The 23,570-nt window shown below is 50.5% G+C and carries 22 protein-coding genes; 16 read left to right on the top strand and 6 right to left on the bottom strand.

Annotated elements, in window-relative coordinates:
- Positions 1-66: 66 nt before the first annotated feature.
- Complete coding sequence (locus tag ACZ481_RS16750) at positions 67-1,017, bottom strand: LysR family transcriptional regulator (RefSeq protein WP_464766492.1); 951 nt, start codon at positions 1,015-1,017, stop codon at positions 67-69.
- Positions 1,018-1,261: 244 nt separating this feature from the next.
- Between ACZ481_RS16750 and ACZ481_RS16745 the strand changes: the two genes are divergently transcribed.
- From ACZ481_RS16745 to ACZ481_RS16705, 9 genes are all read left to right on the top strand, one after another.
- On the top strand, positions 1,262-2,374 hold the full coding sequence (locus ACZ481_RS16745; protein ID WP_464766491.1) for a uroporphyrinogen decarboxylase family protein: 1,113 nt from the start codon (positions 1,262-1,264) through the stop codon (positions 2,372-2,374).
- 236 nt (positions 2,375-2,610) lie between these two features.
- Positions 2,611-3,717 (top strand): uroporphyrinogen decarboxylase family protein, encoded by a 1,107-nt coding sequence (locus ACZ481_RS16740; protein ID WP_464766490.1) that lies wholly within the window; start codon positions 2,611-2,613, stop codon positions 3,715-3,717.
- A gap of 251 nt (positions 3,718-3,968) precedes the next feature.
- Entirely contained in the window at positions 3,969-5,879 is a 1,911-nt protein-coding gene (locus tag ACZ481_RS16735; protein ID WP_464766489.1) for a sensor histidine kinase, read from the top strand.
- Positions 5,866-6,582, top strand: coding sequence for a response regulator transcription factor (locus tag ACZ481_RS16730; RefSeq protein ID WP_464766488.1), 717 nt, complete (start codon positions 5,866-5,868; stop codon positions 6,580-6,582). Before ACZ481_RS16735 ends, ACZ481_RS16730 begins: the two co-directional genes overlap by 14 nt.
- A gap of 155 nt (positions 6,583-6,737) precedes the next feature.
- The gene (locus ACZ481_RS16725) at positions 6,738-6,911 is read left to right on the top strand and encodes a hypothetical protein (RefSeq protein WP_464766487.1); all 174 of its coding nucleotides are present in this window, start codon (positions 6,738-6,740) and stop codon (positions 6,909-6,911) included.
- A 38-nt stretch (positions 6,912-6,949) separates the two neighbouring features.
- On the top strand, positions 6,950-8,617 hold the full coding sequence (locus tag ACZ481_RS16720) for a formate--tetrahydrofolate ligase (protein ID WP_464766486.1): 1,668 nt from the start codon (positions 6,950-6,952) through the stop codon (positions 8,615-8,617).
- A gap of 170 nt (positions 8,618-8,787) precedes the next feature.
- Positions 8,788-10,137, top strand: a complete 1,350-nt coding sequence (locus tag ACZ481_RS16715) for an L-lactate MFS transporter (protein WP_464766485.1) — start codon at positions 8,788-8,790, stop codon at positions 10,135-10,137.
- Positions 10,124-10,402, top strand: coding sequence for a hypothetical protein (locus ACZ481_RS16710; RefSeq protein WP_464766484.1), 279 nt, complete (start codon positions 10,124-10,126; stop codon positions 10,400-10,402). Before ACZ481_RS16715 ends, ACZ481_RS16710 begins: the two co-directional genes overlap by 14 nt.
- 215 nt (positions 10,403-10,617) lie before the next feature.
- Entirely contained in the window at positions 10,618-12,027 is a 1,410-nt protein-coding gene (locus tag ACZ481_RS16705) for an aspartate aminotransferase family protein (RefSeq protein WP_464766483.1), read from the top strand.
- A 109-nt stretch (positions 12,028-12,136) separates the two neighbouring features.
- Here ACZ481_RS16705 and ACZ481_RS16700 read toward each other — a convergent pair whose 3' ends face one another.
- Positions 12,137-13,939: an urease accessory protein UreH domain-containing protein gene (locus ACZ481_RS16700; protein WP_464766482.1), complete on the bottom strand. Its 1,803-nt coding sequence runs from the start codon at positions 13,937-13,939 to the stop codon at positions 12,137-12,139.
- A 304-nt stretch (positions 13,940-14,243) separates the two neighbouring features.
- Here ACZ481_RS16700 and ACZ481_RS16695 point away from each other — a divergent pair, with 304 nt between their 5' ends.
- The 7 genes from ACZ481_RS16695 to ACZ481_RS16665 all read left to right on the top strand — a co-directional run bounded on the left by ACZ481_RS16695 (position 14,244) and on the right by ACZ481_RS16665 (position 19,975).
- Positions 14,244-15,047, top strand: a complete 804-nt coding sequence (locus tag ACZ481_RS16695; protein ID WP_464766481.1) for a methyltetrahydrofolate cobalamin methyltransferase — start codon at positions 14,244-14,246, stop codon at positions 15,045-15,047.
- A gap of 49 nt (positions 15,048-15,096) precedes the next feature.
- Entirely contained in the window at positions 15,097-15,729 is a 633-nt protein-coding gene (locus ACZ481_RS16690; protein WP_464766480.1) for a cobalamin B12-binding domain-containing protein, read from the top strand.
- 74 nt (positions 15,730-15,803) lie between these two features.
- Positions 15,804-16,058 carry a hypothetical protein gene (locus ACZ481_RS16685; RefSeq protein ID WP_464766479.1) on the top strand — a complete coding sequence of 85 codons (255 nt, stop codon included), beginning with the start codon at positions 15,804-15,806 and terminating at the stop codon, positions 16,056-16,058.
- Positions 16,027-16,785, top strand: coding sequence for a GTP-binding protein (locus ACZ481_RS16680; RefSeq protein ID WP_464766478.1), 759 nt, complete (start codon positions 16,027-16,029; stop codon positions 16,783-16,785). The genes ACZ481_RS16685 and ACZ481_RS16680 overlap by 32 nt, the downstream gene beginning before the upstream one ends.
- The gene (locus ACZ481_RS16675; RefSeq protein ID WP_464766477.1) at positions 16,778-17,164 is read left to right on the top strand and encodes a hypothetical protein; all 387 of its coding nucleotides are present in this window, start codon (positions 16,778-16,780) and stop codon (positions 17,162-17,164) included. Before ACZ481_RS16680 ends, ACZ481_RS16675 begins: the two co-directional genes overlap by 8 nt.
- A 149-nt stretch (positions 17,165-17,313) precedes the next feature.
- A complete protein-coding gene (locus tag ACZ481_RS16670; RefSeq protein ID WP_464766476.1) occupies positions 17,314-19,161 on the top strand; it encodes an ASKHA domain-containing protein in 1,848 nt (615 codons plus the stop codon).
- Between the two features lie 319 nt (positions 19,162-19,480).
- Complete coding sequence (locus ACZ481_RS16665) at positions 19,481-19,975, top strand: YajQ family cyclic di-GMP-binding protein (protein ID WP_464766475.1); 495 nt, start codon at positions 19,481-19,483, stop codon at positions 19,973-19,975.
- A 58-nt stretch (positions 19,976-20,033) separates the two neighbouring features.
- Here the strand turns inward: ACZ481_RS16665 and ACZ481_RS16660 are convergent, their stop codons facing one another.
- From ACZ481_RS16660 to ACZ481_RS16645, 4 genes are read right to left on the bottom strand one after another with little or no spacing between them, the layout of a single operon-like run.
- On the bottom strand, positions 20,034-20,912 hold the full coding sequence (locus tag ACZ481_RS16660) for a hypothetical protein (protein WP_464766474.1): 879 nt from the start codon (positions 20,910-20,912) through the stop codon (positions 20,034-20,036).
- Positions 20,913-20,925: 13 nt separating this feature from the next.
- Entirely contained in the window at positions 20,926-21,291 is a 366-nt protein-coding gene (locus ACZ481_RS16655; RefSeq protein ID WP_464766473.1) for a response regulator, read from the bottom strand.
- Between the two features lie 39 nt (positions 21,292-21,330).
- Entirely contained in the window at positions 21,331-21,663 is a 333-nt protein-coding gene (locus tag ACZ481_RS16650) for an STAS domain-containing protein (protein WP_464766472.1), read from the bottom strand.
- 2 nt (positions 21,664-21,665) lie between these two features.
- Complete coding sequence (locus tag ACZ481_RS16645) at positions 21,666-23,540, bottom strand: methyl-accepting chemotaxis protein (protein WP_464766471.1); 1,875 nt, start codon at positions 23,538-23,540, stop codon at positions 21,666-21,668.
- Positions 23,541-23,570 lie beyond the last annotated feature (30 nt).

Below are 23,570 nucleotides of genomic sequence, written 5' to 3'. Positions count from 1 at the left end.
TATTACAATAATTGTATTATATAAGTAAAGGGGCGGGGAGAATGCAGCGGGCTGGGCCTTCGCTATTTAATTCCGCGCCCCTGCCGCTGGTGTCAGAAGGTATTTTGGGGGATCAGGCTGGGTATCCTGGCTGAATTGATTGAGGACTTTGAGGAAGAGGGGAACGGCCGGGTTCGTATGCTCCTTTTTCCAGGTCGCCATAATGTTGCAATAGGCCTCTTTTCCCTGCATGCTGACTAAAGAAATATTGGCAGGCACGTGCCTGACCAGCGAGGGATCTTTCGGCATAAAAGAAATACCCACTCCTGCCTCCACATACCAGTATACACTTTCCATACGCGTGGTTTTACTGGCAATGCTGGGGGTAAACCCCCTGTCGGCGCATAGATTCATAAACCAGTTAAAGCCATCCGGTGTTTCGGACTCAGACAGGACAATAAAAGAATCCGCCGCTAAAGCCGAGATATCTAATGAAGCGGTGCCGGCATAGGGGTGGTCGCCAGGCAGCAAAAAGCACAGGGGGGTTCGGTGAATTAAACGCCGGGAGAACCGGTTAGCCTTTAATTCACTGCCCATGATTAAGGTAAAGCCAAGGTCTAATTCTCCCGCCTCGATAGCGTTTTCGATCATTCTTAGGGTTAAGACACGGATATCAACACTGATTTGCGGGTAGAGAGCACGGAACTTTTTGAGGGAATAGGGGAGAAAGGCATTCTCGAATCCAAAACAGCCAATTTTCAAACTGCCGCGGATTCCCCGCTGGGCCTGCCGGGTTTTTTCCACTATATCGGTAATTTTGGCCATTAGGCCATTGCCTTCTTTTAGCAGCGTCTTGCCTGCAGGTGTCAATGCCAATGATCTATGATGGCGAATAAATAGCTCAACGCCCAATTCTGATTCAAGGTCGGCAATTTGTTTGCTTAGGGCTGACTGGCCAATGTAGATCCGTTTAGCAGCCTCTGTAAAGCTGAGGCATTGCGCAACCGTTATAAAGGACTGCAAATTCCGAATGTCCATGACAGATTCCTCCTGCCTGCCCGAATTATGATATATAGATATATATATATCATAATATAACTGCCAACAAAACGATAGATGGCTAAACCTGTTTATTATGCTGATTAGGAATAGTAGTCGGAATTATGAGAATTTGACGGCGCTTACAAAATATTCTAACATAAAAATTAAGCAATGTGCGGGACCGTACATTTGTATTGAAGAAGCAGATTGCCTGTTAAGATATTATTCATTAGGAGGATGTATGGAAGGTAATGCACAATTACTAAGTATGCACACCAACAGGCTAACAACAGCGATTACGCTGGGAAAACCGGACAGAACTCCGGTAATTCTTGCCGCCGATTCTTTTTTTGCCCGCCATATGGGCATCCCCTTGGCTGAATATCTGCAGGATTTGGAGGTAAGCAGTCAGATTCACCTACAATCAATCGCCCAACTGGGTGAAATTGATGGTATTCAGTACTTAACCCCGTGTGTTCATGCCTTGGGAGCGGCGACCTTCGCCAAAGTAAAGCTGCCGGGAAGAGAACTGCCGCCTGATAGTCAGTGGCAGATTGATGAAACTTCGCCCATGACAGTTGCCGATTATGATATTATTCTGGCTAAAGGCTTCAATTACTATCAACAACAGGTGCTTGCTGCCCATTTCCCCGATGCCCTGCCCGATTTGCAAAAATATATCGCGGCCGACTGGAAAAAAATTATAGCCAATTATACCAATGCGGGTATTGTTCCCTTTAGCCCGGTTATATCGGTCATCCCGTTTGACGTTCTTTCCAGTGCGCGGGGAATGGCCAATCTGACCAAGGATTTGTTCCGGATGCCTGATAAGGTCGAAGCCGTGCTGGCGGTTATGGCCGCTGATATGCTGGCAGGGCTGCAAGCACAGCTTGCTGCATTTAAGCCCTTTGCCGTATTCATCGGCGCAACGCGCAGCGCGCCTGAATATATGTCGGCAAAAATGTGGGAGCGTTTTGCCTTACCGCTGATTAAAAAGCAGGTGCAGCTTGTTGTTGACTCAGGCGCCTACGCCTTGCTGCACTGGGATAACAACTGGACTCGCGCCATTGATTATTTAAAAGACCTGCCAAAAGGCAAATGCATTTTATCCTCTGACAGCAACACCGACTTATATAAAGCAAAACAGGTGCTGGCCGGTCACATGTGTGTAATGGGGGATGTTCCGGCCGCTTTGCTGACCCTGGGAGAACCGGAGGCAGTGTATCAGTATTGCCGAAAACTGATTAGCGATTTAGGACCGGACGGATTTATCCTGGCAGTTGGCTGCTGTGTTCCGCTTAACGCCAAGCCTGAAAATGTTAAGGCTATGATTGCAGCCGCTACCGGTAAATAGGCATTATATGGCTGGTTGCGTATACTGCTGACAGACATAAACAATACTATGATTCAGAAGCAGTGGGACTTGAATATACGGGATTTCCGCAATAGACCTGCCCCCCATAACTGGTCATAGCCTGCTCAGGGCAGTAGTGTCAACTAGGGGAAAGGCTGCGTATTACGGCTGCGAATTAACGGTGCGCCGCTGATGAAAAATAAATATTTAATCATTATATACAAAGGAGTGTTGACATGAAAACACCACAAGAATTACTTTTGGAACGTAAGACCAGGGTCCATAAAGCCATCACTTTGGAAAAACCGGACAGAACACCGGTCATCATCATGGCTGATGCCTTTTGCGCAAACCATATGGGGGTCAAGATGGCCGATTTTTGTTCAAGCATTGTCCTGCAAAACCAAACTATGTTGAATTCAGCGAAAGCTCTGGGCGATATTGACGGTATGAACGCCCCATATGCAGCCGGACCGCTGTTTCCGCTGTTGTTTATGACCCATGTGAAGCTGCCCGGGCGGGAACTGCCGGCAGAGGCTCTGTGGCAGCTGGACGAGAAGGAAGTCATGACAGTGGAGGACTACGATACGATACTCAATAAGGGCTGGGGCCCGTTTATGCAGGATTATCTGGTGAACAGGCTGCATTATCCGCTGCCGCAGATTATGGAGGATCTGGCGCAAACGCCGCAGTTTGTCAAAAACTTTGAGGATGCCGGCTACATGATCTATTCGCCCATCATCGGCGTGGCCGTACCGGAACTCCTTGGCGGCGGCCGCTCCATGCCGAAGTTTATGCGGGATTTGTATAAGATACCGGATAAGGTGGAAGCGGTTCTTGATGTGATTCAAAAAGAATGCCTCGAAACGCTGCGGCAGCAAATACGGGCGACGAATGCCGCCATTGTCTTCATGTCTCCTGCCCGCGGGGCCAGTGAATTTTTCTCGCCTAAATTATGGCAGCGGTTTACCTGGAAATATCTGAAAGAAACAATCGATGTTATCCTGGAGGAGGGGGCATTCGCAGACATTCATATCGATTCCAACTGGTCGCGCGATCTGGAATACTTCCGGACCCTGCCGAAAGGAAAATGCATTTTTGAGACCGACAATGCCACCGATATTTATAAAGTTAAAGAAGTCATCGGTGACGTCATGTGCATTAAAGGGGATGTTCCGGCCGCAAAACTGACGCTGGGAACACCGGACGAGGTATATGATTATTCGTCCCAGTTAATCCGGGATATGGGACCCGGCTTTATCCTCTCTTCCGGCTGCTCGATACCGCCGAATGCCAAGGTTGAAAATGTCAAAGCCATGATTGCCGCCGCTACCGGTAAATAAAAAAATCATCCCCCGTAATCGCGGTTTACCGGATTGCGGGGTTTTTTCTTTACTCCCGCAGATAGTGCCTGGACCACCTTATCTGTTACGCTGCTGACGGCCAAGAGGCAAAGGGCGGTGTCTGCCCTCCTGGCAGCCCCGGCCGGTATATAAATATTTTGTGATTTTTTTATTTTGTTAACAGTTACAGGATATTGTAACCTTAGGGCGAAATGACTCAATAGAGTGCAGTGTGCAAAGGAGGGGCCGGTATGCCTGAAGCCGTTACGATGAAAAACTTATCAATAAAAGCGCATTTATGGATTGCTTTTGCCATTATCCCCATAATTCCCGTAGTCATTCTTAGCAGCCTGCTGCTTTTGCAGTCGCAGGCAGTTCCGCTGCAGTCGGTAATTTTGAGTGTTGTTGTTACCTTGGCATTTACCTTATTGTTAGGTTATTTTCTGGCGAAACGGATAAATAGTACGATTAAAATTCTCTTGGAATATATTCAGGCAGTCATCAGCAGCGAAGATGAGATCAATCCGGTCAGCTTTCCGCGCTTTGCCCCGCAGGAGTTTCATTTTATGGCGGGAAATTTTTTTATCATGGCCCAAAAAATCAAGGAAAGCCGTCAGGAACTGATTAATTTAAATACCGACCTGGAACAGCGGGTAGAGGAACGGACGATGAGTTTGCTGCGAACCAACCGCGAGCTGGCAATCCTAAATCAGTTAATCACCCCGACGGCGCCTGCACCGGGGGGCGCCGATATTATCGGGGGGTGTGTGCGGCAGTTTTGCGAGTTGTCAGGGGTAAACGTGAAATTATATCTCACAAAACCGGTGTTTTCTTTGCTGGGAGCTTATGAGGATATGGTAAGAGGCGGGGATAACGAGTCCGGTGGTAGAAGCAGGCAGGCCAATGTTCACAAATACTATGTCCACAGGTACTATGTTCAGCCTATCCGGTCAGGCAATGCCACTTTCGGCCATCTGGTGGTGGCCAACTCGCCGCTCAGTGAGGCGGACTGCCAGTTTCTGCAGACCCTGTCGCACTCGGCGGGGATCATTATTCAAAAGGAAATGTTATCGCTGACGCTGCAACAAAATCATGCAGTATTAAAAGCCGTACTGGAGAGTATGTATGATGCCATTACCTTGATTGATAAAAAGCGGGAAGTTGTGTATGCAAACGGCCGGATGGCCAAGCTGCTGAATATACCCCGTGATAAGATGCGGGGGTTGCCGGAGGCGCATATTTTTGAGGTGATTGCCGGCCGCCTGGCGGATTCGGACCGGCAGATTTTTGAGCAAGTGAGGCAGGGCAATGGGATCTTCCGCTTTAAGATGAATTATGGCGATACGCAGCGGCATATCATGCTGTCCGCTTTCCCGGTTACCGACGATGAACACCATATAATCGGCAAGGGGCTTGTCTGGCGGGATATTACCAAGGAGCATGAGGTGGATAAGCTTAAAAGCGATTTACTCTCCATGGTTTCTCATGAATTTAAGACCCCGATAACAAGTATAAAAGGCAGCGTGGAAACCTTGCTGCGGGTAGACACGGACTGGGACGAGGATTTCAAACAGGAAATGCTGACCGGAATTCATGAGGATATTGGCCGTATCCAGGAGCTGGTTAATGACTGGCTCGATATTTCCCGCATTGATGCGAAAGCGATCAGCCTGGACCGGGAACCGGTACGGCCGAGTGTTGTTGTCGATCATGCCGTCAGAAAGCTGCCCAAACATTTTGCCAGCGGTGTGAAGATTGAAGCCACAGTGGACGAAAATTTGCCGTTGCTGTATGGTGACCGGGTCCGGCTGGGGCAGGTGCTGTCCAATTTGTTCACTAATGCCATTCGTTATAACGTGCGCAGTCCGCATATTAAAATTACGGCCGATTGCGATGACAAGTATGTTCATATCAGTGTCGCCGACAATGGGATCGGGATCAGTGAAAAGCACCTGACAAAAGTATTTGACCGTTTTTATTGTGTTGATACCGGCTGTGAACGCCCCAGCGGCGGCACGGGCCTGGGCCTGGCAATCTGTAAAGGCATTGTCGATGCCCATCGCGGGCGGATCAGGGTGGAAAGCTGTGAAGGAAGCGGTAGTGTTTTTACCGTTTCCATACCGAAATACAGAGGCAGTGGTGGTAACTATGAAAAAGTGTAGGATATTTATTATTGATGATGAGCCCAAAATATTGCGCTTCATTTCAGCCAACCTCAAGTCGCTGGGTTATGAGCCCCATATCTTTCAGAATGGCGCCGATGCACTGGCGAAGTTTGATCTGCTGGACCCGGAGCTTATCCTGCTGGATCTCATGATGCCCGGACTGGATGGCCTGGCCGTGCTGAACCGGCTGCGCACGTTTACTAATGTGCCGGTGATTATCCTGACTGCCCGGGGGCATGCGACCGATAAGGTACAGGGGCTGAACATGGGGGCTGATGATTATCTTACCAAACCGTTTTCGCTGGAGGAGCTGTTTGCGCGGGTTAAGGCTGTTTTGCGGCGTTCTGCCGGCAGGGTGGAGAATCATTATATGACCAGTGAAATTAAAAATGGCGAGGTTACGGTTAATTTGGCCCAGCGGCGGGCCTGGGCCGGCGACCGGGAGCTAAGGCTGACGGAAACAGAGTATAATTTATTTTCGTTGTTGATGGCGAATGCGGGTAAGGTCTTGACGCATGAGCAACTGCTTACGGATGTGTGGGGCAGCGAATACCGCGACGATGTGGAATATCTGCGGGTAGCCATTGCCAGGATCCGCCAGAAGATTAAGAGTGTCGACATTGACGGGGGCTTTATTGTAACCTATCCGGGCGTTGGCTATATGATTCCGAATATGGAAGGGGAAAAATCCCACCAGTAAATAATTGGTGGGATTTGTTATGTTTTTGTAATGTTGAAGTTGTTTGTTTTATGCGAATTTAATGATTAATGCGTTAATATGGAATTAATCATTAAAGTTCCAGGATCGCCTGAGCTTTGCCTGGCAATTGCAATATTAATAAAGGAGGACCAATTATGAATCTGTCTTTGTGGTGTGAACATGATGAAAAGACTTCAAAATACAGTACGGTTAAGTATTGTTTTGAAGACAAGGAAGTGCTGTTAAGGGTGCAAACCTGGGTTTGCCCGGTCTGCGGGATTCACGGCTCAAATACAGAACTGGCTCAGGCGGCAGAGTCGCAGAATTAATTGGTAATAGAAATAGCGCATTTTAGGGGGTATTATTTATGAAAAGTGATGTGGAAATTGCCCAGGAAGCCTCGATGCAGCCCATTGTAGAAGTCGCTGCCGAATTAGCGATTCCGGCCGAAGAATTAGAACTCTACGGCAATTACAAAGCCAAAGTTTCTCTTAAGACCTGGGAGCGGATTCATAACCGGCCTAATGGCAAACTCATTTTAGTCTCGGCCATTAATCCCACGCCGGCTGGTGAAGGTAAAACAACAACAACTGTTGGACTGGGGGATTCTTTGCGCCGCCAGGGCAAAAAGGTAGTAATTGCCCTGCGCGAGCCATCACTGGGACCTTGTTTTGGCGTAAAAGGCGGTGCTGCCGGCGGCGGCTATGCCCAGGTTGTGCCGATGGAAGATATCAACCTTCACTTTACCGGTGATTTTCATGCCATTACCACGGCCCACAACCTCCTGGCGGCTATTCTCGACAACCACCTTCACCACGGCAATGCACTGGGCATTGATCCCCGCCGCATTACCTGGCGGCGGGTGCTTGACCTTAATGAACGGGCCCTGCGGGCCATTGTCTGCGGCCTTGGCGGCAAGGCCAACGGCGTGCCCCGGGAAAACGGCTTTGATATTACCGTTGCTTCGGAAATGATGGCCATTCTCTGCCTGGCCAATGACCTTGACGACATGAAGGCGCGTATTGGCCGGATTATTGTTGCCTACACTTATGACGGCAAGCCTGTCACCCCGAATGATTTAAAAGTAACCGGCGCTTTGACCCTGTTATTTAAGGATGCGATTAAACCCAATCTTGTGCAGACCCTGGAAAACACACCGGCTTTCGTTCATGGCGGGCCGTTTGCCAATATTGCCCATGGCTGCAACAGTGTATCGGCGACTAAATATGCCCTGAAGCTGGCTGATTACTGTGTAACCGAGGCTGGTTTCGGCGCCGATCTGGGGGCGGAAAAATTTATTGATATCAAGTGCCGTTTTGCCGGCTTTCAGCCCAGTGCGGTTGTTATTGTCGCCACAGTGCGGGCGCTTAAGATGCATGGCGGCGTGCCCAAGAATCAGTTGGCCGGTGAGAATATGGCGGCCTTGGAAAAAGGGCTTGCCAATCTTACCAAGCATATTGAAAACATCCAGCAGTTTGGCCTGCCGGCTGTGGTAGCCATTAATGCTTTTCCTACAGATACCGATAAAGAACTGCGGTTTGTGGAGGAACAATGCCAGGCCATGGGGGCGGAAGTCGCACTCTCCGAGGTTTGGGCTAAGGGCAGCCTTGGCGGTCAGGTACTGGCCGAAAAGGTATTGGCCGCTTGCGAGAAGGTGAATAGCTTTCGTTTTGCCTATGATGAAACCGCGCCGATTAAAGATAAAATTGCGGCAATCGCCACAAGAATCTATGGCGCTGACGGCGTAAACTACACGGCGGCAGCCGAAAAAATCATTCAGGAACTGACGGCGATGGGGTTTGATAAGACACCTGTCTGCATGGCAAAAACCCAGTATTCACTGAGTGACGATCTGACCAAGATCGGGCGTCCCACCGGCTTTACGATTACGGTCCGTGAAGTCAGGGTAGCGGCCGGCGCCGGCTTTTTAGTGGCGATTACCGGCGAGATTATGACTATGCCGGGACTGCCGAAAGAGCCTTCGGCAGTTAGAATGGATATTGACAACAGCGGGAAGATTGTTGGTTTGTTTTAATCCTGGCGAAGATAAATCTGCCCCCAGCGAGGAAAGCCGTCGCTGCCTGCTGCCGGCTTTCCTCGCTTCAGCATGGGCAGCGGTTTCTTCCAGGGCTCTCAGCTTATTTGGCTTTCATTAGGGTAATTGACTTGTTCGCAGCAAGGCTAATTGGAAAGGAGACAAAAAGTATGAGAACAGAATCACAGTCAATTCCCAACCGGTGGCTGATAGCGGGCATGGGGACCTTGCTGCAGCTTGCGCTGGGCACAGTCTATGCCTGGAGCTTTTTTCAGCAACCGGTTATGGACGCTAACAACTGGACTAATTCTCAGGCCGCCTGGGCCTTTAGCCTGGCCATTTTCTTTCTCGGCCTGGCAGCGGCCTGGGGCGGCATTAATCTGCCCAAGTACGGTCCCCGCCGGCTCGCCATGACGGGGGGCCTGCTGTTTAGCCTCGGGTATTTGGTTGCTGCCTATGCGCTTTATAGCAAAAGTCTCGCCCTGTTCTATGCCGGCTATGGGTTTATTGGCGGCAGCGGTCTGGGGCTTGGCTATGTAACCCCGGTGGCCACGGCTGCCAAGTGGTTTCCGGACAAGAAGGGGTTTATCACCGGCATGGTGGTTATGGGGTTTGGTTTTGGGGCCCTGATCATGGCCAAGCTTTTGGCCCCCTTTTTCATGTCTGTAACCGGTGGCAACCTTGTGCTGGTATTTTTTTATTTAGGTGCGGTTATGCTCGTGCTTACCCTGCCTGCCGGCTATTTTCTTGTCAACCCGCCGCCTAACTATGCGCCGGCAGGTTATGCTCCCCCGGCCGCAGCTGCCAGAGCCCAGGCGCAGCAGGAGGCTATTACAGCCAAACAGTGTGTTTTTTCCGGCAAATTTCTGATGATGTGGACGGTATTCTTCTTTAACATTATTGCCGGCATCATGTTTATTGGTTTTCAATCGCCCCTGCTGCAGGATCTGATGAAAAGGAATATGGACCCGGTTGCGTTGTCTAACCCGCAGGTGGTTGCCGGACTGGCTGCCGCCGGTGCAACTTTGATTGCCATTAGTTCGATCTGTAATGGTTTGGGGCGCTTCTTCTGGGGCAGCCTGTCAGACAAAATCGGCCGGGTACAGACCTTCCGCCTTATCCTTGGCACACAGTTTGTGGTTTTTATCGCCCTCTTATTTGTGGATAATCCAATTATTTTTGGCGTGCTTGTCTGTTATATCCTGCTTTGCTACGGCGGCGGCTTCGGCTCCATGCCTTCCTTTGTGCTGGATGTTTTCGGCCAGAGACTGATGCCTGTTGTTTACGGTGCCATTCTCACCGCCTGGGGGTGCGGCGGCATTGTGGGACCCCAGATTGTCGCCTTTCTGAAAGATAATTTTGCAAGCCAGGCTGCCCCGTATACCTTTGTCGCGGCCGCCGTAATTCTGCTGGCAGGTTTGCTGATTACTTTCGCCTTGAATGATAAAAGCTTTGTTCTTACGGAGGAAGCTGGCAATTTGGTCAAGAACAGCCAAGCCGCGGGGAATGGAGGTGAATGAAGTGAAAAGTGCTGCGCCGGATCATCAGCAGGACTGCCGTGTTGCAGAATACAGCAGGAAAAATGCCACACACCCTGCCGCTACGAAAAACCTAGATACTGATTTACAGCTGATTGCGGAAAGCTTTCAAAAGGCTTGCCGGTCTATGAGCGATTCCGGCAGGGAACAGCGCGAAGTCGTAGCGATCATTAAGAAGATGGCTGCGATTGCGAAAGAAATCGGCTTACTGTCTGATCAACAAGTACCAACAATGAAAAAACTATGATTATTGAACCGGAGAACAAACTGGCAGCCTGAACGGCAGGTGCCAGTTTATTTATTTGTTGGGGGCAGATGTTTACAGAACGGCAATTAATGCCATAATTATCTATAAGGCACTAATTTTTGCCGGTCTGATTGCAGGTAATTATCCTCAATACAGGGAAGTTATTACATAATAAGTTATTAACAACACTATCTATGTTGCGGAGGGATACAGAAATGGCCAGAAATATAAAAGAGGTAATGCCGGATTTTTTGGAGCTGAAAGAGGCAATGGCGTTATCGCGGGAACAAAACCGGGATAATCACCGGCACTTTATAAATCCGGAGTTGGTAAACCTTATGGGACTGCTAAATTTTGATAAAAGTTTTGTCAGAGCGGCAGGGACAACCATCTGGGACCGGGAGAATAAGGAATACCTGGATTTTTTAGGCGGTTATGGCGCTCTCAACCTGGGGCATAACCACCCGGAAATCGAGGCCGCCGTAGCGGCGGTAAATGAACTGCCGAATCTGATTCAGGCTGCCCTCAACCCGATTGCCGGCGCTTTGGCGCGGAATTTAGCCCTATTGACTCCCGGCGAGTTGCAATACTCATTTTTTTGCAATAGCGGCGCCGAAGCGGTGGAAGGGGCCTTAAAACTGGCGCGGGCCGCCACCGGCAGAACCAAAATCATTTCCTGCGAAGGCTCTTTTCATGGCAAATCCTTTGGCGCCCTGTCGGTTACGGGCCGGGAGAAATACAGAAAGCCCTTTGCCCCGTTGCTGCCTGATGTAGTTTTTATTCCTTTTGGCGACGCCCGGGCCCTGGAGAACATTTTATCGGCCAATGCGGCAGCGGCCTTTATCGTAGAGCCGATTCAGGGAGAAGGGGGCATCATTGTTCCGCCGGCAGGGTACCTGCAAGAAGTCAGGGATATTTGTACGAAGTATCATACCTTGCTGATTGTCGATGAAATCCAGACCGGATTCGGGCGCACCGGGAAAATGTTTGCCTGCGAACTGGCGGGCATTGCGCCGGATATTTTGTGCCTGTCCAAATCTTTTGGCGGCGGGATCATGCCGCTTGCGGCCTATACGACGACCGAAAGAATCTGGAAGACAGCCTACGGCAGTACGGAAAAAGCTACGTTGCATACCTCGACTTTTGGCGGCAATACCCGGGCGGCAGCGGCTGGTATTGCCACTTTAACCGTTCTTGTCCGCGACGAGCTAGCCCGCCAGGCGGCCGAAAAGGGCGAATACCTGCTTGGTAAATTGCGGCAGCTGCAGGCGAAATATCCGTTTTTACAAGAGGTGCGCGGGCAAGGGCTCATCATCGGCCTGGAGTTTGCCCAGCCGGAAAAAGGGCTGCTCAACAAACTGACCGGCGGTGCCGTGGAAAAGTTAGCCGGTGAATATCTGGGGGCAATGGTAGCCGGAGAGCTCCTTAACAATCATCAGATCATAACGGCCTATACCCTGAATAATCCCAATGTAATCCGTTTAGAGCCGCCGCTTACTGTCTCTTATGAACAACTTGACCGGTTACTGGCTGCCCTGGACGTAATCTGCGCGAACAATAAAAGCTTTGGCGATATGGTCATTGCCAGCGGCAAAACGATTCTGGGGTCGTTGGTAAAGAAATAGCAAAGCGCCAGACATAAAAGTTCCCCGCCACTGCGGATGAGTGGCGGGGAATTTTTATCAGGCCTATGCATTTACAGGGTGGGAGAAGGTGCGGCAGAGCGGCTGGCTGCTAATGCAATAATTTCGCGAGGATTTTTGCCGGATCAGCAGCTGCCGCATTTTCTACTACTTCAACGACGCCGACAATTTCTCCCTGGTGGTAAATCCCGAGGGTTCCCGGCGACTGGGGCGGAAGGTCTAATGCATAGGTGGTTTTGGTGCCGTTAAAGGTTTGAATCACCTGTTTCCGGTCATAGGCGACAATTTCCCATTTACCTGCGGGGGCATCGAATTTTTCAAAATTAAACAGCACCTGCGCCGGTATTTCTTTGCTGATAACGATAATCAAAGGTTCCAGTTCATAGCCAATGCCCGCGATATGTACGGTTTGCCCCTGGCTGCCGGCCACGGCCTTTTTCAACAGCCGGTCAGTGGGAATCCGGCTAATATCATCACCGTATATACTGGGGCGGTTTTCCCGGTTGCCGCAGCACGGGGCTTTGCCATTCGCAGAGCAACAGCCTTTGCCTGGCGGCACCACGACGTTTTGCCGGGAGAGATCGATGCTGTCAAGGTCATCCACTACTTTAATCAAGCCGCCCAGCATACCCATCCAGCAGCTGAAGCTCAGGTCTGCGCCCTGCGGTGTCATTTCAATGATGTTTTGCCCGGCAGTCAGGTTCTTTTTTATGTTCAGGGCGGGAATAATCAGCTGATTATTGCAGGCATTGATTTGATCGCCGGTAACGATCAGCTTCAGGGGCAGGTTTTTCTGAACATATAAAACGTTTGGCACATACCCCTGATTTGTTGCCGCTATTGTAGCGGTCTGCTGCCCGTCATTTATTTCGGCTTTTACCAGCATGGCGCTGGTGGCGGTGTTTTTGGCAGTGTAGCTGGAGAGGAAGGACGTATTGATGCCGGCAATGGCAAGACCCCGGTTGGTCATGATTAAACCTAAAATGATAACAAGTACACCGCTGAACCGGAGTACTGCTTTGGTTGAGTTTTTACTAAGCATAGTCGTTATGGTGCCAAAAGACAGCATTAACGGCAATGTGCCCAGCGAAAAGACCAGCATTGCCGTTGCTCCCGCCAGCATACTGCCGGTGCTTAGCGCATAAAGCTGCATCGTTTGCAAGGGGCCACAGGGCATTAAGCCGTTAGCCAACCCGACAATAAAAGGGGAATTGGCCGGCTTTACCGGTAAGTTAAACAGCCGGGGCAGGGTTAGAAACCGCCGGAAGAGTGTGAGCCCGGTCAGATTGAGTCCCATAAAAATCATAAACAGGCCGGCAATGATTGCGGCTCCGGCCATAAAGCCGATCGAAACGGAGAATACTGATCCCAGCGCTCCCACAATGGCGCCGACAAGGGTATAACTGATGATTCTGCCGGCATTATAGCGCAGGGAACGCAAACAGGGAGCAGGTCCGCCGTGCGGCACGTCGGCAACAGTTTGCGACATCATGATGCCGCCGCACATGCCCACGCAATGCAGTGAAGTCATCAGGCCGATAATAAAAATTACCAAATAAGTGACCTGCCCTGTTAATTGCGAACTCATGTCAAAGCGGCCGGTAATTTGGCTGAGTATAAGAATGGCACAAAATACACAGGCTATGCCCAGATAGTTTTTCAGTTTACTTTTCGCCTGGGATTGACCGTCAACGGTATAACCACATTTATGGATCGTTTTCTGAAGCAGGGCCTCGCTGCAGATGGCCGGGTCAAATTCGACAGTAACGGTGTTTTGGAAATAGCTGGCCTGGACGGCGGTGACCCCCCGTAAGCCCTGTAGCGCTTGCTCAAGCTTTTTTTCACAAGCCGGGCAGTGCATATCACCAACAGTGAAAGTAGTTGTGGTTAACAATCAAACTCACCTGCTTTTCCAGAATATCCTACTAATGATAATACTAAACTCGTGGCCAAGAAGCAATGGAGCCACTGTCTTTATTTTGGTTTCTCGCCGCCCTGTATATTCTGAGAGCGGTTAAAACAGTATAGACTGGCGTTTTATCGGGGCCGCCTGGTCTGTACTGGCAGAGAAGCCCATTCACCAATATGAGATTTTTTTGAAATATAAGAATAAATAGTATTGACAAAAAAAACAGATCGCGTTACTCTATATATAGATGTATATACAACATAGATGGCGACCAGGAGGAGAAGGATTAATGTTAATAATCGGAGAACTCATTAACACCAGCCGCAAGGCGATTCGCGAAGCTGTGGAAACAAGAAACGCCGCTTACATTCAGGAAGTTGCCAAGCAGCAGGAGGCAGCCGGTGCTAATTATCTTGATGTAAACTGCGGCACTATGGTGGGGCAGGAAATTGAGTGTATGGAATGGCTGGTAAATACCATTCAAGAGGTTACCGATTTGCCTCTGTGCATTGACAGCCCTGACGTGAATGCATTACGAGCCGGACTTACCTTGGCTAAAACCGGCAACGGCAAGCGCATGATCAATTCGACAACAGCTGAAACGGCCCGTTACCAAGCGGTTGTCCCCTTGGTTAAAGAGTTTAACGCTAAAATTGTTGCCCTGTGCATTGAAGACGCCGGCATGCCGGAAACTGCCGAGGACCGTCTGCGTATTGCCAGCAAGCTGATCGACGATATGGAAAAAGAGGGTATTGATCAGGATGATATCTATATTGACCCGCTGATCAAGCCGCTGAGCACCAATGATAAATATGGCAAATCCGTATTGGATGCCATTTATGCCATCAAGCAGAAATATCCTGCCGTTCACCTGACCTGCGGCTTAAGCAACATTTCTTATGGTTTCCCCAACCGGGCTGTGCTCAACCGGCTGTTTGTCGTTCAAACCATGACGGTGGGCATGGACGGCTACATCCTGAACCCGACCGACAAAGCCATGATGGGTGTGGTCTACGCCGGACAGGCTTTACTGGGCAACGACAGATATTGCGCAAAATACCTGAAGGCTCACAGAAAAGGGCTTTACGAATAAAACAGAAGTAAGCCTATTTATAAATATATAAAATTAGGGGGAGTTTGGAATGTCAAAAATTGATCTTGTAAAAGCGGTAACCGAGTTGGAAGAAGATTTAGTAATTGCCGGTGTAAAAGAACAGGCAGCCGCCGGTGTGCCCGCAATAGAAATACTGGCCCAGCTGCAGGCCGGTATGGAAGGCGTAGGCAAGCTGTATGAAGCCGGTGACTACTATCTCTCGGAATTGATTATGTCGGCCGAGGTGTTTGCCAATGCGGCCGCGCTGCTCGGATCAGCCCTGGCTGATGCCGGCGAGAACAAAACAATCGGCACCGTTATCCTTGGTACTGTAAAAGATGATATTCATGATATCGGCAAAAATATCGTTTCCACAATTTTGAGCTGTAATGGTTTCAAAGTAGTGGACATCGGGGTTGATGCTCCGATCGAAACCTTCGTTGAGGCCGTAAAAACCCACAACCCTGATGTGGTAGGGATGTTCTGCCTGCTGACGACTGCTTTTGATGTGATGAAAGAAACCGTTGCCGCAGTGAAAGCCACCGGTATTAAAACCACAGTTCTTGTCGGCGGCGGTCCTGTTGATGAGAATGTTGCCACCTGGTGCTCAGCTGACGGATATTGCAAAAATGCCTATGATGCAGTGGAAATGTCCAAAAAAGCATCAGGCGCTGTAGCCTAGTCTCCTCTATAGCCTCCTCTATAGTCCGGGGAAACGCTTATTAAAGATGACCTGAAGGCAGGTGTCGGCTCGGCATGAATTGTAGCAACAGCAAGATACAAACCAGTGTTAGCAGGAAAGAGGCCGATACCCTGCCTGATGGCCAGGACACACAAACCTTAGTAGCTGCAACGTATGACCGGGATGAGATCGCACCCATTATTACCAGGATATTAAGCATTGCGAAAGAGATTTGTTGCCTGTCTGAACGGAAAATTCCGATAGAAGCCCGATCAGCTGCAAATGATTCCCAAGCCAGTGAACATACGTATGACAGATCCCCTAAGTGAGTTCAATCCGGGTTGCTTTAGCAAGCCGGATTTCCTGCTGGAGACACATAAAAAACACAGCTTGCGCCGGTGCCGGCTGCTTGGCGCTGCGGTGGCAAGCCCGTTAAATTTGTATCAAGAGGCGGCGGAGAATATGCGTATTTTACTTTTTGGCGGTTTCCTGGGCTCTGGCAAAACAACGACGATACTGCAAATCGCGAAATATATTACAGAAAACAAGCAGGAAACAGTGGCCCTTATTGAAAACGAAATCGGCGAAGCCGGGATTGACGATAAGCTGCTGGCCGACAGCGGCTTACAAGTACGGCCCTTGTTCGGCGGCTGTGTATGCTGCCAGATAACCAGTGATCTGGTCAGTGCGGTGCGGGAGATCCACGAAACGATAAAGCCGGACTGGCTGATGATTGAGATGACCGGCCTGGCGATACCCGGCAACATAGCCAAGCTAATTAATGAATACTGTCATTTCTATACCGGTTTTAAAACAATAACGATTGTCGACATGGGGCGCTGGCCGGAATTAAAAGAGGTGTTGGGACCGCTTGTTACCAGCCAGGTGGAAAAAACCGATTTTGTCATTATTAATAAAGCGGATATTGTTGGTACCGATCAGGCGGAGATTATCGCCGATATCCAGGAGCTTGTCAGCAACACTCCGGTCAGGGTCGCCAGTGCGGCCAATCAATTGCCTGTGGACGTAATGGAGGAGGTAATTGATTTTGAATAAATTAACTGATGCCACGGTGTTCAGTAAAACCTACACGATTTCCCTGGACCGGGAAATTACCAAGCCTGATCTGGAGAGCATGGTAAAGCGGCTTGTGCTGGATGTCGGCGGCCCGTTATCCCATAAGGGTATTATTGTGGGCCATATTAAAGTGCTGGCCAAATTGCCGGATGGGGAATTTATCTTTGTATCGCTAACTCGCCTCGACCGGGTAGATGTAAGAGCTTCCGCGCAGTGGCCGATTGCGGCCGAGCGTGGTTTGGCCCGGTTTGATCTGGATGTCAATGTCCTGGTCTTTGGCTATGACGAAGCGGTCATTGCCAAAGCCGTCGATGCGGCCCTGGCCGTGTTGCGGCAAAGTAATTTATGTAAAGAATAACGCTGTTTCGACGTCTGTTTTACCGACAGGCGCGCTACATACATTCCACCGGAAGAAGAACTATCCCCTAATAAAATAGGAGTTCTTCTTTTTGGTTTATAGCGGCCTATTAACGTATCGGGAATGATAATACGAAAGAGGGTTTACACATGATTGTGCCATCCGCAACCTATACTTTATACATTGAAGGCAATGACCTGTGCCTGCCGTGCCCGCAGGACAAGACCGTTTTGCGGGCGCTGATTGATGGCGGCGTGTTTCTGGAGGCTAACTGTGGCGGCCGGGGGACCTGCGGTAAGTGCAAGATCCAGGTCGCTCAAGGGCAGGTTATGGATAAGAACGGCCTGGCAGTACAACCAGCCAGTGACAATACCTACCTGGCCTGCCAGGTGTATCCTCAGACTGACATAACTATTATATTAAAAAAGGCACAGGCCAGTCAGAAAGGACAAGCCACCGAAATCAGTGTTGATGATGATATGCCGCTGGTAAGGAAAGTGGTGTTGGCCCCGGCCTATCCCACCGTAGATAATCATTATTCTTTGCAGGAGATGATTCAGCAGGCCCTGGCGCCCGGGACAACTAACAGTTGCCTGCCCGGTGCCGGCTTTATTGACAATGCGGCTATGCTGCGGCGGTTAAGCGAGGTTGTGGAAACAAAGCCTGAACTCATTACGATTACATTGCTGGAACAGCAAGCCATTGCCGTTGAAGCGCACGATACCGCAAAGGTGCTGTACGGCGTGGCGTTTGATATTGGGACAACTACGGTTGTAGGTATGCTGATTGATCTTAATATAAGACAGGTTATGGCTGTTTGCTCAAAAAATAATCCCCAGGCGTCCATGGGGGCTGATGTGATTTCCCGGATTCAGGCGACCCATGAACTGCTGGGCGGACTGGAAGGGCTGTCACAGCTGATCCGGCGTTGTTTGAATCAGATTATTGCCGAGCTGTGCGCGAAGGCGGCCATTACGCCGGACAATATCTATGCTGTCACTATCGCCGGCAACGCCACGATGTCGCATCTGGTGCTGGAAATTTCTCCGTCAACCCTGGTACGCAAGCCCTATGCCGCGTTATTTAAATACATGGCGCCGCTAAATCCACCGGATATAGAGATGGAAATTAACCCACAGGGAAAAATTATCGTATTACCCAATATTGCCAGTTTTGTCGGCTCAGATACAACGGCCGCTATTTTGGCTGTAGACCAGGATATTGCGGAAGCACCACTGCTGCTGGTAGATTTGGGAACCAACGGCGAGATGGTGATCGGTGCCGGCAATCAGCTGTATGCCTGTTCCACTGCGGCCGGCCCGGCTTTTGAGGGGGCTCATATCCGTGACGGCATGCGGGCCGCTGACGGAGCCATAACCGATGTTGTGCTGACAGAACAGGGCGTGCAGGTCCAGCTAATTGGCGAAGGCAAACCGGTTGGCCTGTGCGGGTCAGGGATTGTCAAGGCCGTGGCCGAGCTGGTGAAAGCCGGCATAATCAATACCAGCGGCCGCTTTACCGGCGCCGCAGCGGCCAAACTGCCGCCAGGCCTGCAGACACGCCTGCGGAAGCAGGACGGACAGTGGGAGTTTGTTCTGGTTGAAGGGGCAAATAGTGCCAGCGGGGCGGATATCGCGATTACGCAGGCTGATATCCGCCAGATCCAGCTGGTGAAATCGTCTATCTATACGGGGATTGAGTTTTTGCTGGAAAAGTTGAACCCTGACCGGGAGCTGACAGTCTATTTGGCCGGTGCCTTTGGTAATTACATTGATATTGACAGTGCCTTGGCGATCGGCATGCTGCCGGCAGGCAAAAAAGAGCTCGTCCGCTCGGCCGGCAATGCCGCCGGGACCGGGGCCGCCCAGGCCTTGCTGTCGGCAGCAAGAATGCAGCGGTGTTTTGCCATTGCCGGTAAGGCTCATTATATCGAGCTGGCAGCTCAACCCGGTTTTCAGCAGCGCTTTCTGTCCAACCTTGCCTTCCCCCGGCAATAAATCCCCGTTATTTCTTAGGACGGCAGGGCAACAAGTAGCTTGTCAGTTCTAACACAGTAAGAATAATGGCGAGGCTATTTTTCGCAAACCAAGGCGGAGGAAGGAGGCATACCGGACGTATGCCGACTGACGACAACGAAGGGTTGCGGGAAATAGACCGTCAGTATTCACTGGATTAGGGCTGACAAGCTACTAGGCCCTGCCTTTTGTCACCTCTGGCTTTTGACCAAAATCCCCCGGCGGGGCAGGTTTTTTGGCAAAATTAGAGAAATATGGTATTATAATTAAATGATATTAGGCAATGAAAGGGGTCATACCGATGGCGAAAGACTGTTCCTTCGATATTGTATCCGAGGTGGATATGCAGGAAATGGATAATGCTGTCAACCAGACTACCAAGGAGATTGCGCAGCGCTACGATTTTAAAGGCAGCAAAGCAGAAATCGTTCTGGATAAACAGTCCTTAAAATTATCAGCCGAAGATGAATATAAGCTGGGTGCCATGCTCGATATTCTGCGGACCAAAATGGTTAAGCGCAATGTTCCTTTAAAATGTCTGGATGTGGGTAAGGCGGAGCCCGCCTTTAGCGGTACGGTTAAGCAAACGGTCACGATCCAAAAAGGGATCAGCAAGGAAAAAGGGAAAGAGGTAATTGCCTTTATTAAGGAACAAAAGCTAAAAGTTCAGGCGCAGATTATGGATGACCAGCTGCGGGTGACCGGGGCTAAAAAAGATGATTTGCAGGCTGTTATTCACAAGCTGAAAGAAAAGGATTTCGGGATCGAACTGCAATGCGTTAATTTCCGCTCGTAATGATAAAACCGCTAACGGTCGAAGGGTTAGCGGTTTTTATATGGCGTACGGCCGCGGCTTATGTAAGCGAGAATATAAGCTCCATTGAGCCAAAGGTGAGAGTAAGAGGTATCCGGCAGCCGCTTATCATGGTATTGCCAGTCGCGGCTGCAACTGTCTGCGGCTTAAGGTCCAGTTCCAAACCCCGGTCAGACAGATTGACTAAAAAAATACCGTTCTGGAGATTTAAAAATTCAGCGGCACTGTCTGTGGCCAGTTCATCAACCTGCGTGAGTTTTTCCTGACTGAAACGGCTGGCAAGACCGAGCAGCGCGGTATCGTCGAGCAATAAGGCGGTCGCAAGGGTGCGATCACCGCTGGCCTGCTGGGAAATAAGCCAGCTGGCAGGCGGCCGGGCCGGGGGAAGCGTCCGGGAGAGCAGCGGTTGATCGTCAAGAAAGCGGACAATGTTTTTTAACAGCAGGGTGATATAGTCATAATGCAGGCTGCCGGCTTCATCCGGGGGAAAGTCAAAAAACAGGCGAACAATTTGATCCATATCAGCACATTGCAAAGAATGCAGCATCGCCGGTGACAACTGATTATCCTGCTTAAAGCTTTCGAGGGCTGCTGCCAGCTGGGGTAAGGTAAGATATTGTTTATCAAGGATCGCCTGATTTAAGCCTAAATGGCGGCTGTTTTGCATAGCCAGGAGACTGTCAAGCTGCTGCGGGGTAAGATAACCTTTCGCCAGGGCGATTTCGCCAAAACGCCGGTCCTGCTTGCGCTGCAGTTCGTGGATTTCGGCGATTTGCGCAGCGGTCATCAGCCCGGCGTTGAGGGCCAACACACCAAGCTTTACCCGGACCGATTGCTCATAAACCAATAAATCACAGAGCTGATCCCTGGCGATCAGGCCGTTATTGAGCAGGTATTGACCAAAATATTGAGTAAACATATTGTCTCCTTTACTATGCCGGATAACCGACAGCCGCAGCGATCTGGGCTTTGGTGTACGGTTTCTGGATAAAATCGGCGGCGCCATATTTAAGGGCTGCCAATACTTTGGCTGAAGTGCCGGTGGACGACAGCATGATGACTTTGGCGTCGGTGTCAAGCTCCTTAAGCTGCCGGAGGGCCTCCAGGCCGTCACATTCAGGCATGATAATATCCAGGAATACTGTGCCGGGCCTGTGCGCTTTGTATAATTCCACACATTCCAGGCCGTTTTTGGCCTCATATACCTGGCAGTGCAGCTCGGCTAACAAGTCGCGCAGCTGTTTGCGGACAAGCAGGGAATCATCGCAGATCAGGACTTTGGAACGATCAGTTTTCACTCCTTACATACCCCTTTCCTTGCAGACAAGATTGGCCTGTTATGGCCTGGCGGTGAATGGTTTGCTTTCCTGGATTGTAAAGGCTTTGCTCAGCCTGGTGCGGTCAAAGGCTGCCTTCACTGTGCCTTGCAGGCCTTCCAGGGTGATATTGCCGCCCTGCTGGCAGGCCCGTTTCTGAATATTGACAAGCATACCCAGGCCGGTGGCGTTAATCGTATGTACGTTAGCCAGATTAACATTCAGGTTGCAGTAGCCGTCGGCTAGATAGGCCAGCAGCGTTTCCCGGATGCCGGCGGCCAGCTGCCCTTGCAGATCGCCGGTAAGAATTGCGGTTACCTGACAGTTGTCGAGGATAAATTCCTGATTTTTCATTATTAGGCCTCCTGTTTATTTGTATATTGGTCTGTTTTAAAAAAGGCAATGGCAGCCTTTAAACTGACAGCCATTTTGTTGGTGCCGGTGGAGTTTGCGGCAAGAGAGTCCATTACCGTTGCTGTTTGCCGGGTGGCGCCAGAGACTTCTTCCGCCTGCTGGGCGGTATTTTCGATTACCGTGGCGAGTGAGTCGATCAGGTCGATAATACGGTCAGACTGCGTGACCTCCTCATCAGTGATTGCCATTACGGACTCGATGTCGGTGACGGTGCTGCTGACGGCCGCAAAGATATTTTCCAGGGCGTTTTGCGCCTGGCCGGCGCTGGCTACGCCGTCCTCCACTTCGTTCCGGCTGCTTTGCATGGCCGCCGCGGCGGCAGCGGTACTTTCCTTTACTCTTTGAATAAGGGCCGATACCTCGGCTGCGCCTTTGGTTGACTGGTCAGCCAGTTTTTTAACCTCTTGCGCCACTACGGCAAAACCACGGCCGGCTTCGCCGGCCCGGGCCGCCTCAATGGCGGCATTTAACGACAGCAGGTTGGTTTGGGAGGCAATCCCGGTTATGGTATCCGTGATGGCACCAATTTTGGCAATATATTGATTAAGGGTTGTCATTAACGCTTCCGCTTCCAGGGTTTTGTCTTTAATGTTGCCCATACAGGTTACCGTGTTGTCCACTGTGCTCCGGCCTTCCAGGGCCGTATTGAGGGTAGCCTGGGAATTGGCGGCGGCCGATGTGGCTTCGCGTTTGGCAATATCGACCAGGGAGGACAGTTCTAACAGCGATTTAGAGACCTCAACAACCGAGGTTGTGCCGACCGCCGCCGCAGCGGCCAGCCGGGAACTGTTGCCGGCCACTTCCGCGGCGGTAGCCGATACCTGCCCCACCGCTGCGGCTGTCTCCTCGGCGCCGGCCACTACCTGTTCGGCCGAGGCCGAAACTGTTTTTACAAGCGACCGTAGGCTAAGGACCATGGAATTTATGGCTGTGGCCAGGCGGCCGATTTCATCGGTGGTCGTGACGGAGATGGCTGATAATGCCAAATTGCCGGCCGCAACCTGTTCCACGCTTGTCACCATATTGTTAATCTCCCGCAACGCCTGGCGCAGGATAAAGAGGGCCAGGGTAACCGCGATGCCCAGCCCGGCGATAATCATGCCCGAAAATAGCATAATCAGCCAAGTGTACCGGCTATCGGCCGCCTGATATTCTCTTTTGGCCAACTCAAGCTGGAGGTGGGTGAGTTCAGTCAGCTTATCTGATACGGGCTCAATGCTGGAGTACAGTTCTTCAATCATAAAAGCATGCAAGGCCGGCTTATCTTCTCTGATCATAATTTCAGCAGCTTTAGCCAGGGCTCCGTCAGCCATACCCAGGAACCCGTCAATCTGTGCGACCATCTGTTCTTCTTCCGGGGTCGTCACATGGCTTTTATAGGCGTCCCACTGGCTTCTGATTGTCTGGGAACCGTCCTTGAGCCTGTCTCTGCCCAATGACCAGGCCATATGTCCGTCGCTAACCTTGTGGCAGGTATCGACAACATTGACGGTAAGGGCGTCGGACATGATTTTGAGCTCCTGGAGGGCGGTGATCCGGTTTGCATACATAGCCTCAAGGGCTGTGTTGGCCGTTTTTATACCCTGCAGTCCGACCAGGCCGATAACCACGGACAACAGCGAAAATACAGCCACCACAATCAGGAGTTTTGCTCTGAGATGCAGGCGGCTTAATACAGACGAAAGTGCTGTTAGCTGCAGCTGTTTTACCATTGCCGGCAGTTTTAGCTGACCGGGGAACCGGAAGCCGGCCAGTAGTTTACTGTTTAGTTTTCCTGGCAATTTAGCCTTGCTTGCCATGCGTTTTAATAGTCTCACGCTATACTCCTTTGTTTTTTGTGTAGTTTT

This window comes from Sporomusa intestinalis, assembly GCF_055383785.1.
This window is presented reverse-complemented; position numbering and strand designations above follow the sequence as displayed.

Coding starts and splice junctions, on each gene's coding strand:
- ACZ481_RS16750 (WP_464766492.1), bottom strand. CDS start 1,017: ATGGACATTCGGAATTTGCAGTCCTTTATAACGGTTGCGCAATGCCTC.
- ACZ481_RS16745 (WP_464766491.1), top strand. CDS start 1,262: ATGGAAGGTAATGCACAATTACTAAGTATGCACACCAACAGGCTAACA.
- ACZ481_RS16740 (WP_464766490.1), top strand. CDS start 2,611: ATGAAAACACCACAAGAATTACTTTTGGAACGTAAGACCAGGGTCCAT.
- ACZ481_RS16735 (WP_464766489.1), top strand. CDS start 3,969: ATGCCTGAAGCCGTTACGATGAAAAACTTATCAATAAAAGCGCATTTA.
- ACZ481_RS16730 (WP_464766488.1), top strand. CDS start 5,866: ATGAAAAAGTGTAGGATATTTATTATTGATGATGAGCCCAAAATATTG.
- ACZ481_RS16725 (WP_464766487.1), top strand. CDS start 6,738: ATGAATCTGTCTTTGTGGTGTGAACATGATGAAAAGACTTCAAAATAC.
- ACZ481_RS16720 (WP_464766486.1), top strand. CDS start 6,950: ATGAAAAGTGATGTGGAAATTGCCCAGGAAGCCTCGATGCAGCCCATT.
- ACZ481_RS16715 (WP_464766485.1), top strand. CDS start 8,788: ATGAGAACAGAATCACAGTCAATTCCCAACCGGTGGCTGATAGCGGGC.
- ACZ481_RS16710 (WP_464766484.1), top strand. CDS start 10,124: ATGGAGGTGAATGAAGTGAAAAGTGCTGCGCCGGATCATCAGCAGGAC.
- ACZ481_RS16705 (WP_464766483.1), top strand. CDS start 10,618: ATGGCCAGAAATATAAAAGAGGTAATGCCGGATTTTTTGGAGCTGAAA.
- ACZ481_RS16695 (WP_464766481.1), top strand. CDS start 14,244: ATGTTAATAATCGGAGAACTCATTAACACCAGCCGCAAGGCGATTCGC.
- ACZ481_RS16690 (WP_464766480.1), top strand. CDS start 15,097: ATGTCAAAAATTGATCTTGTAAAAGCGGTAACCGAGTTGGAAGAAGAT.
- ACZ481_RS16685 (WP_464766479.1), top strand. CDS start 15,804: ATGAATTGTAGCAACAGCAAGATACAAACCAGTGTTAGCAGGAAAGAG.
- ACZ481_RS16670 (WP_464766476.1), top strand. CDS start 17,314: ATGATTGTGCCATCCGCAACCTATACTTTATACATTGAAGGCAATGAC.
- ACZ481_RS16665 (WP_464766475.1), top strand. CDS start 19,481: ATGGCGAAAGACTGTTCCTTCGATATTGTATCCGAGGTGGATATGCAG.
- ACZ481_RS16660 (WP_464766474.1), bottom strand. CDS start 20,912: ATGTTTACTCAATATTTTGGTCAATACCTGCTCAATAACGGCCTGATC.
- ACZ481_RS16650 (WP_464766472.1), bottom strand. CDS start 21,663: ATGAAAAATCAGGAATTTATCCTCGACAACTGTCAGGTAACCGCAATT.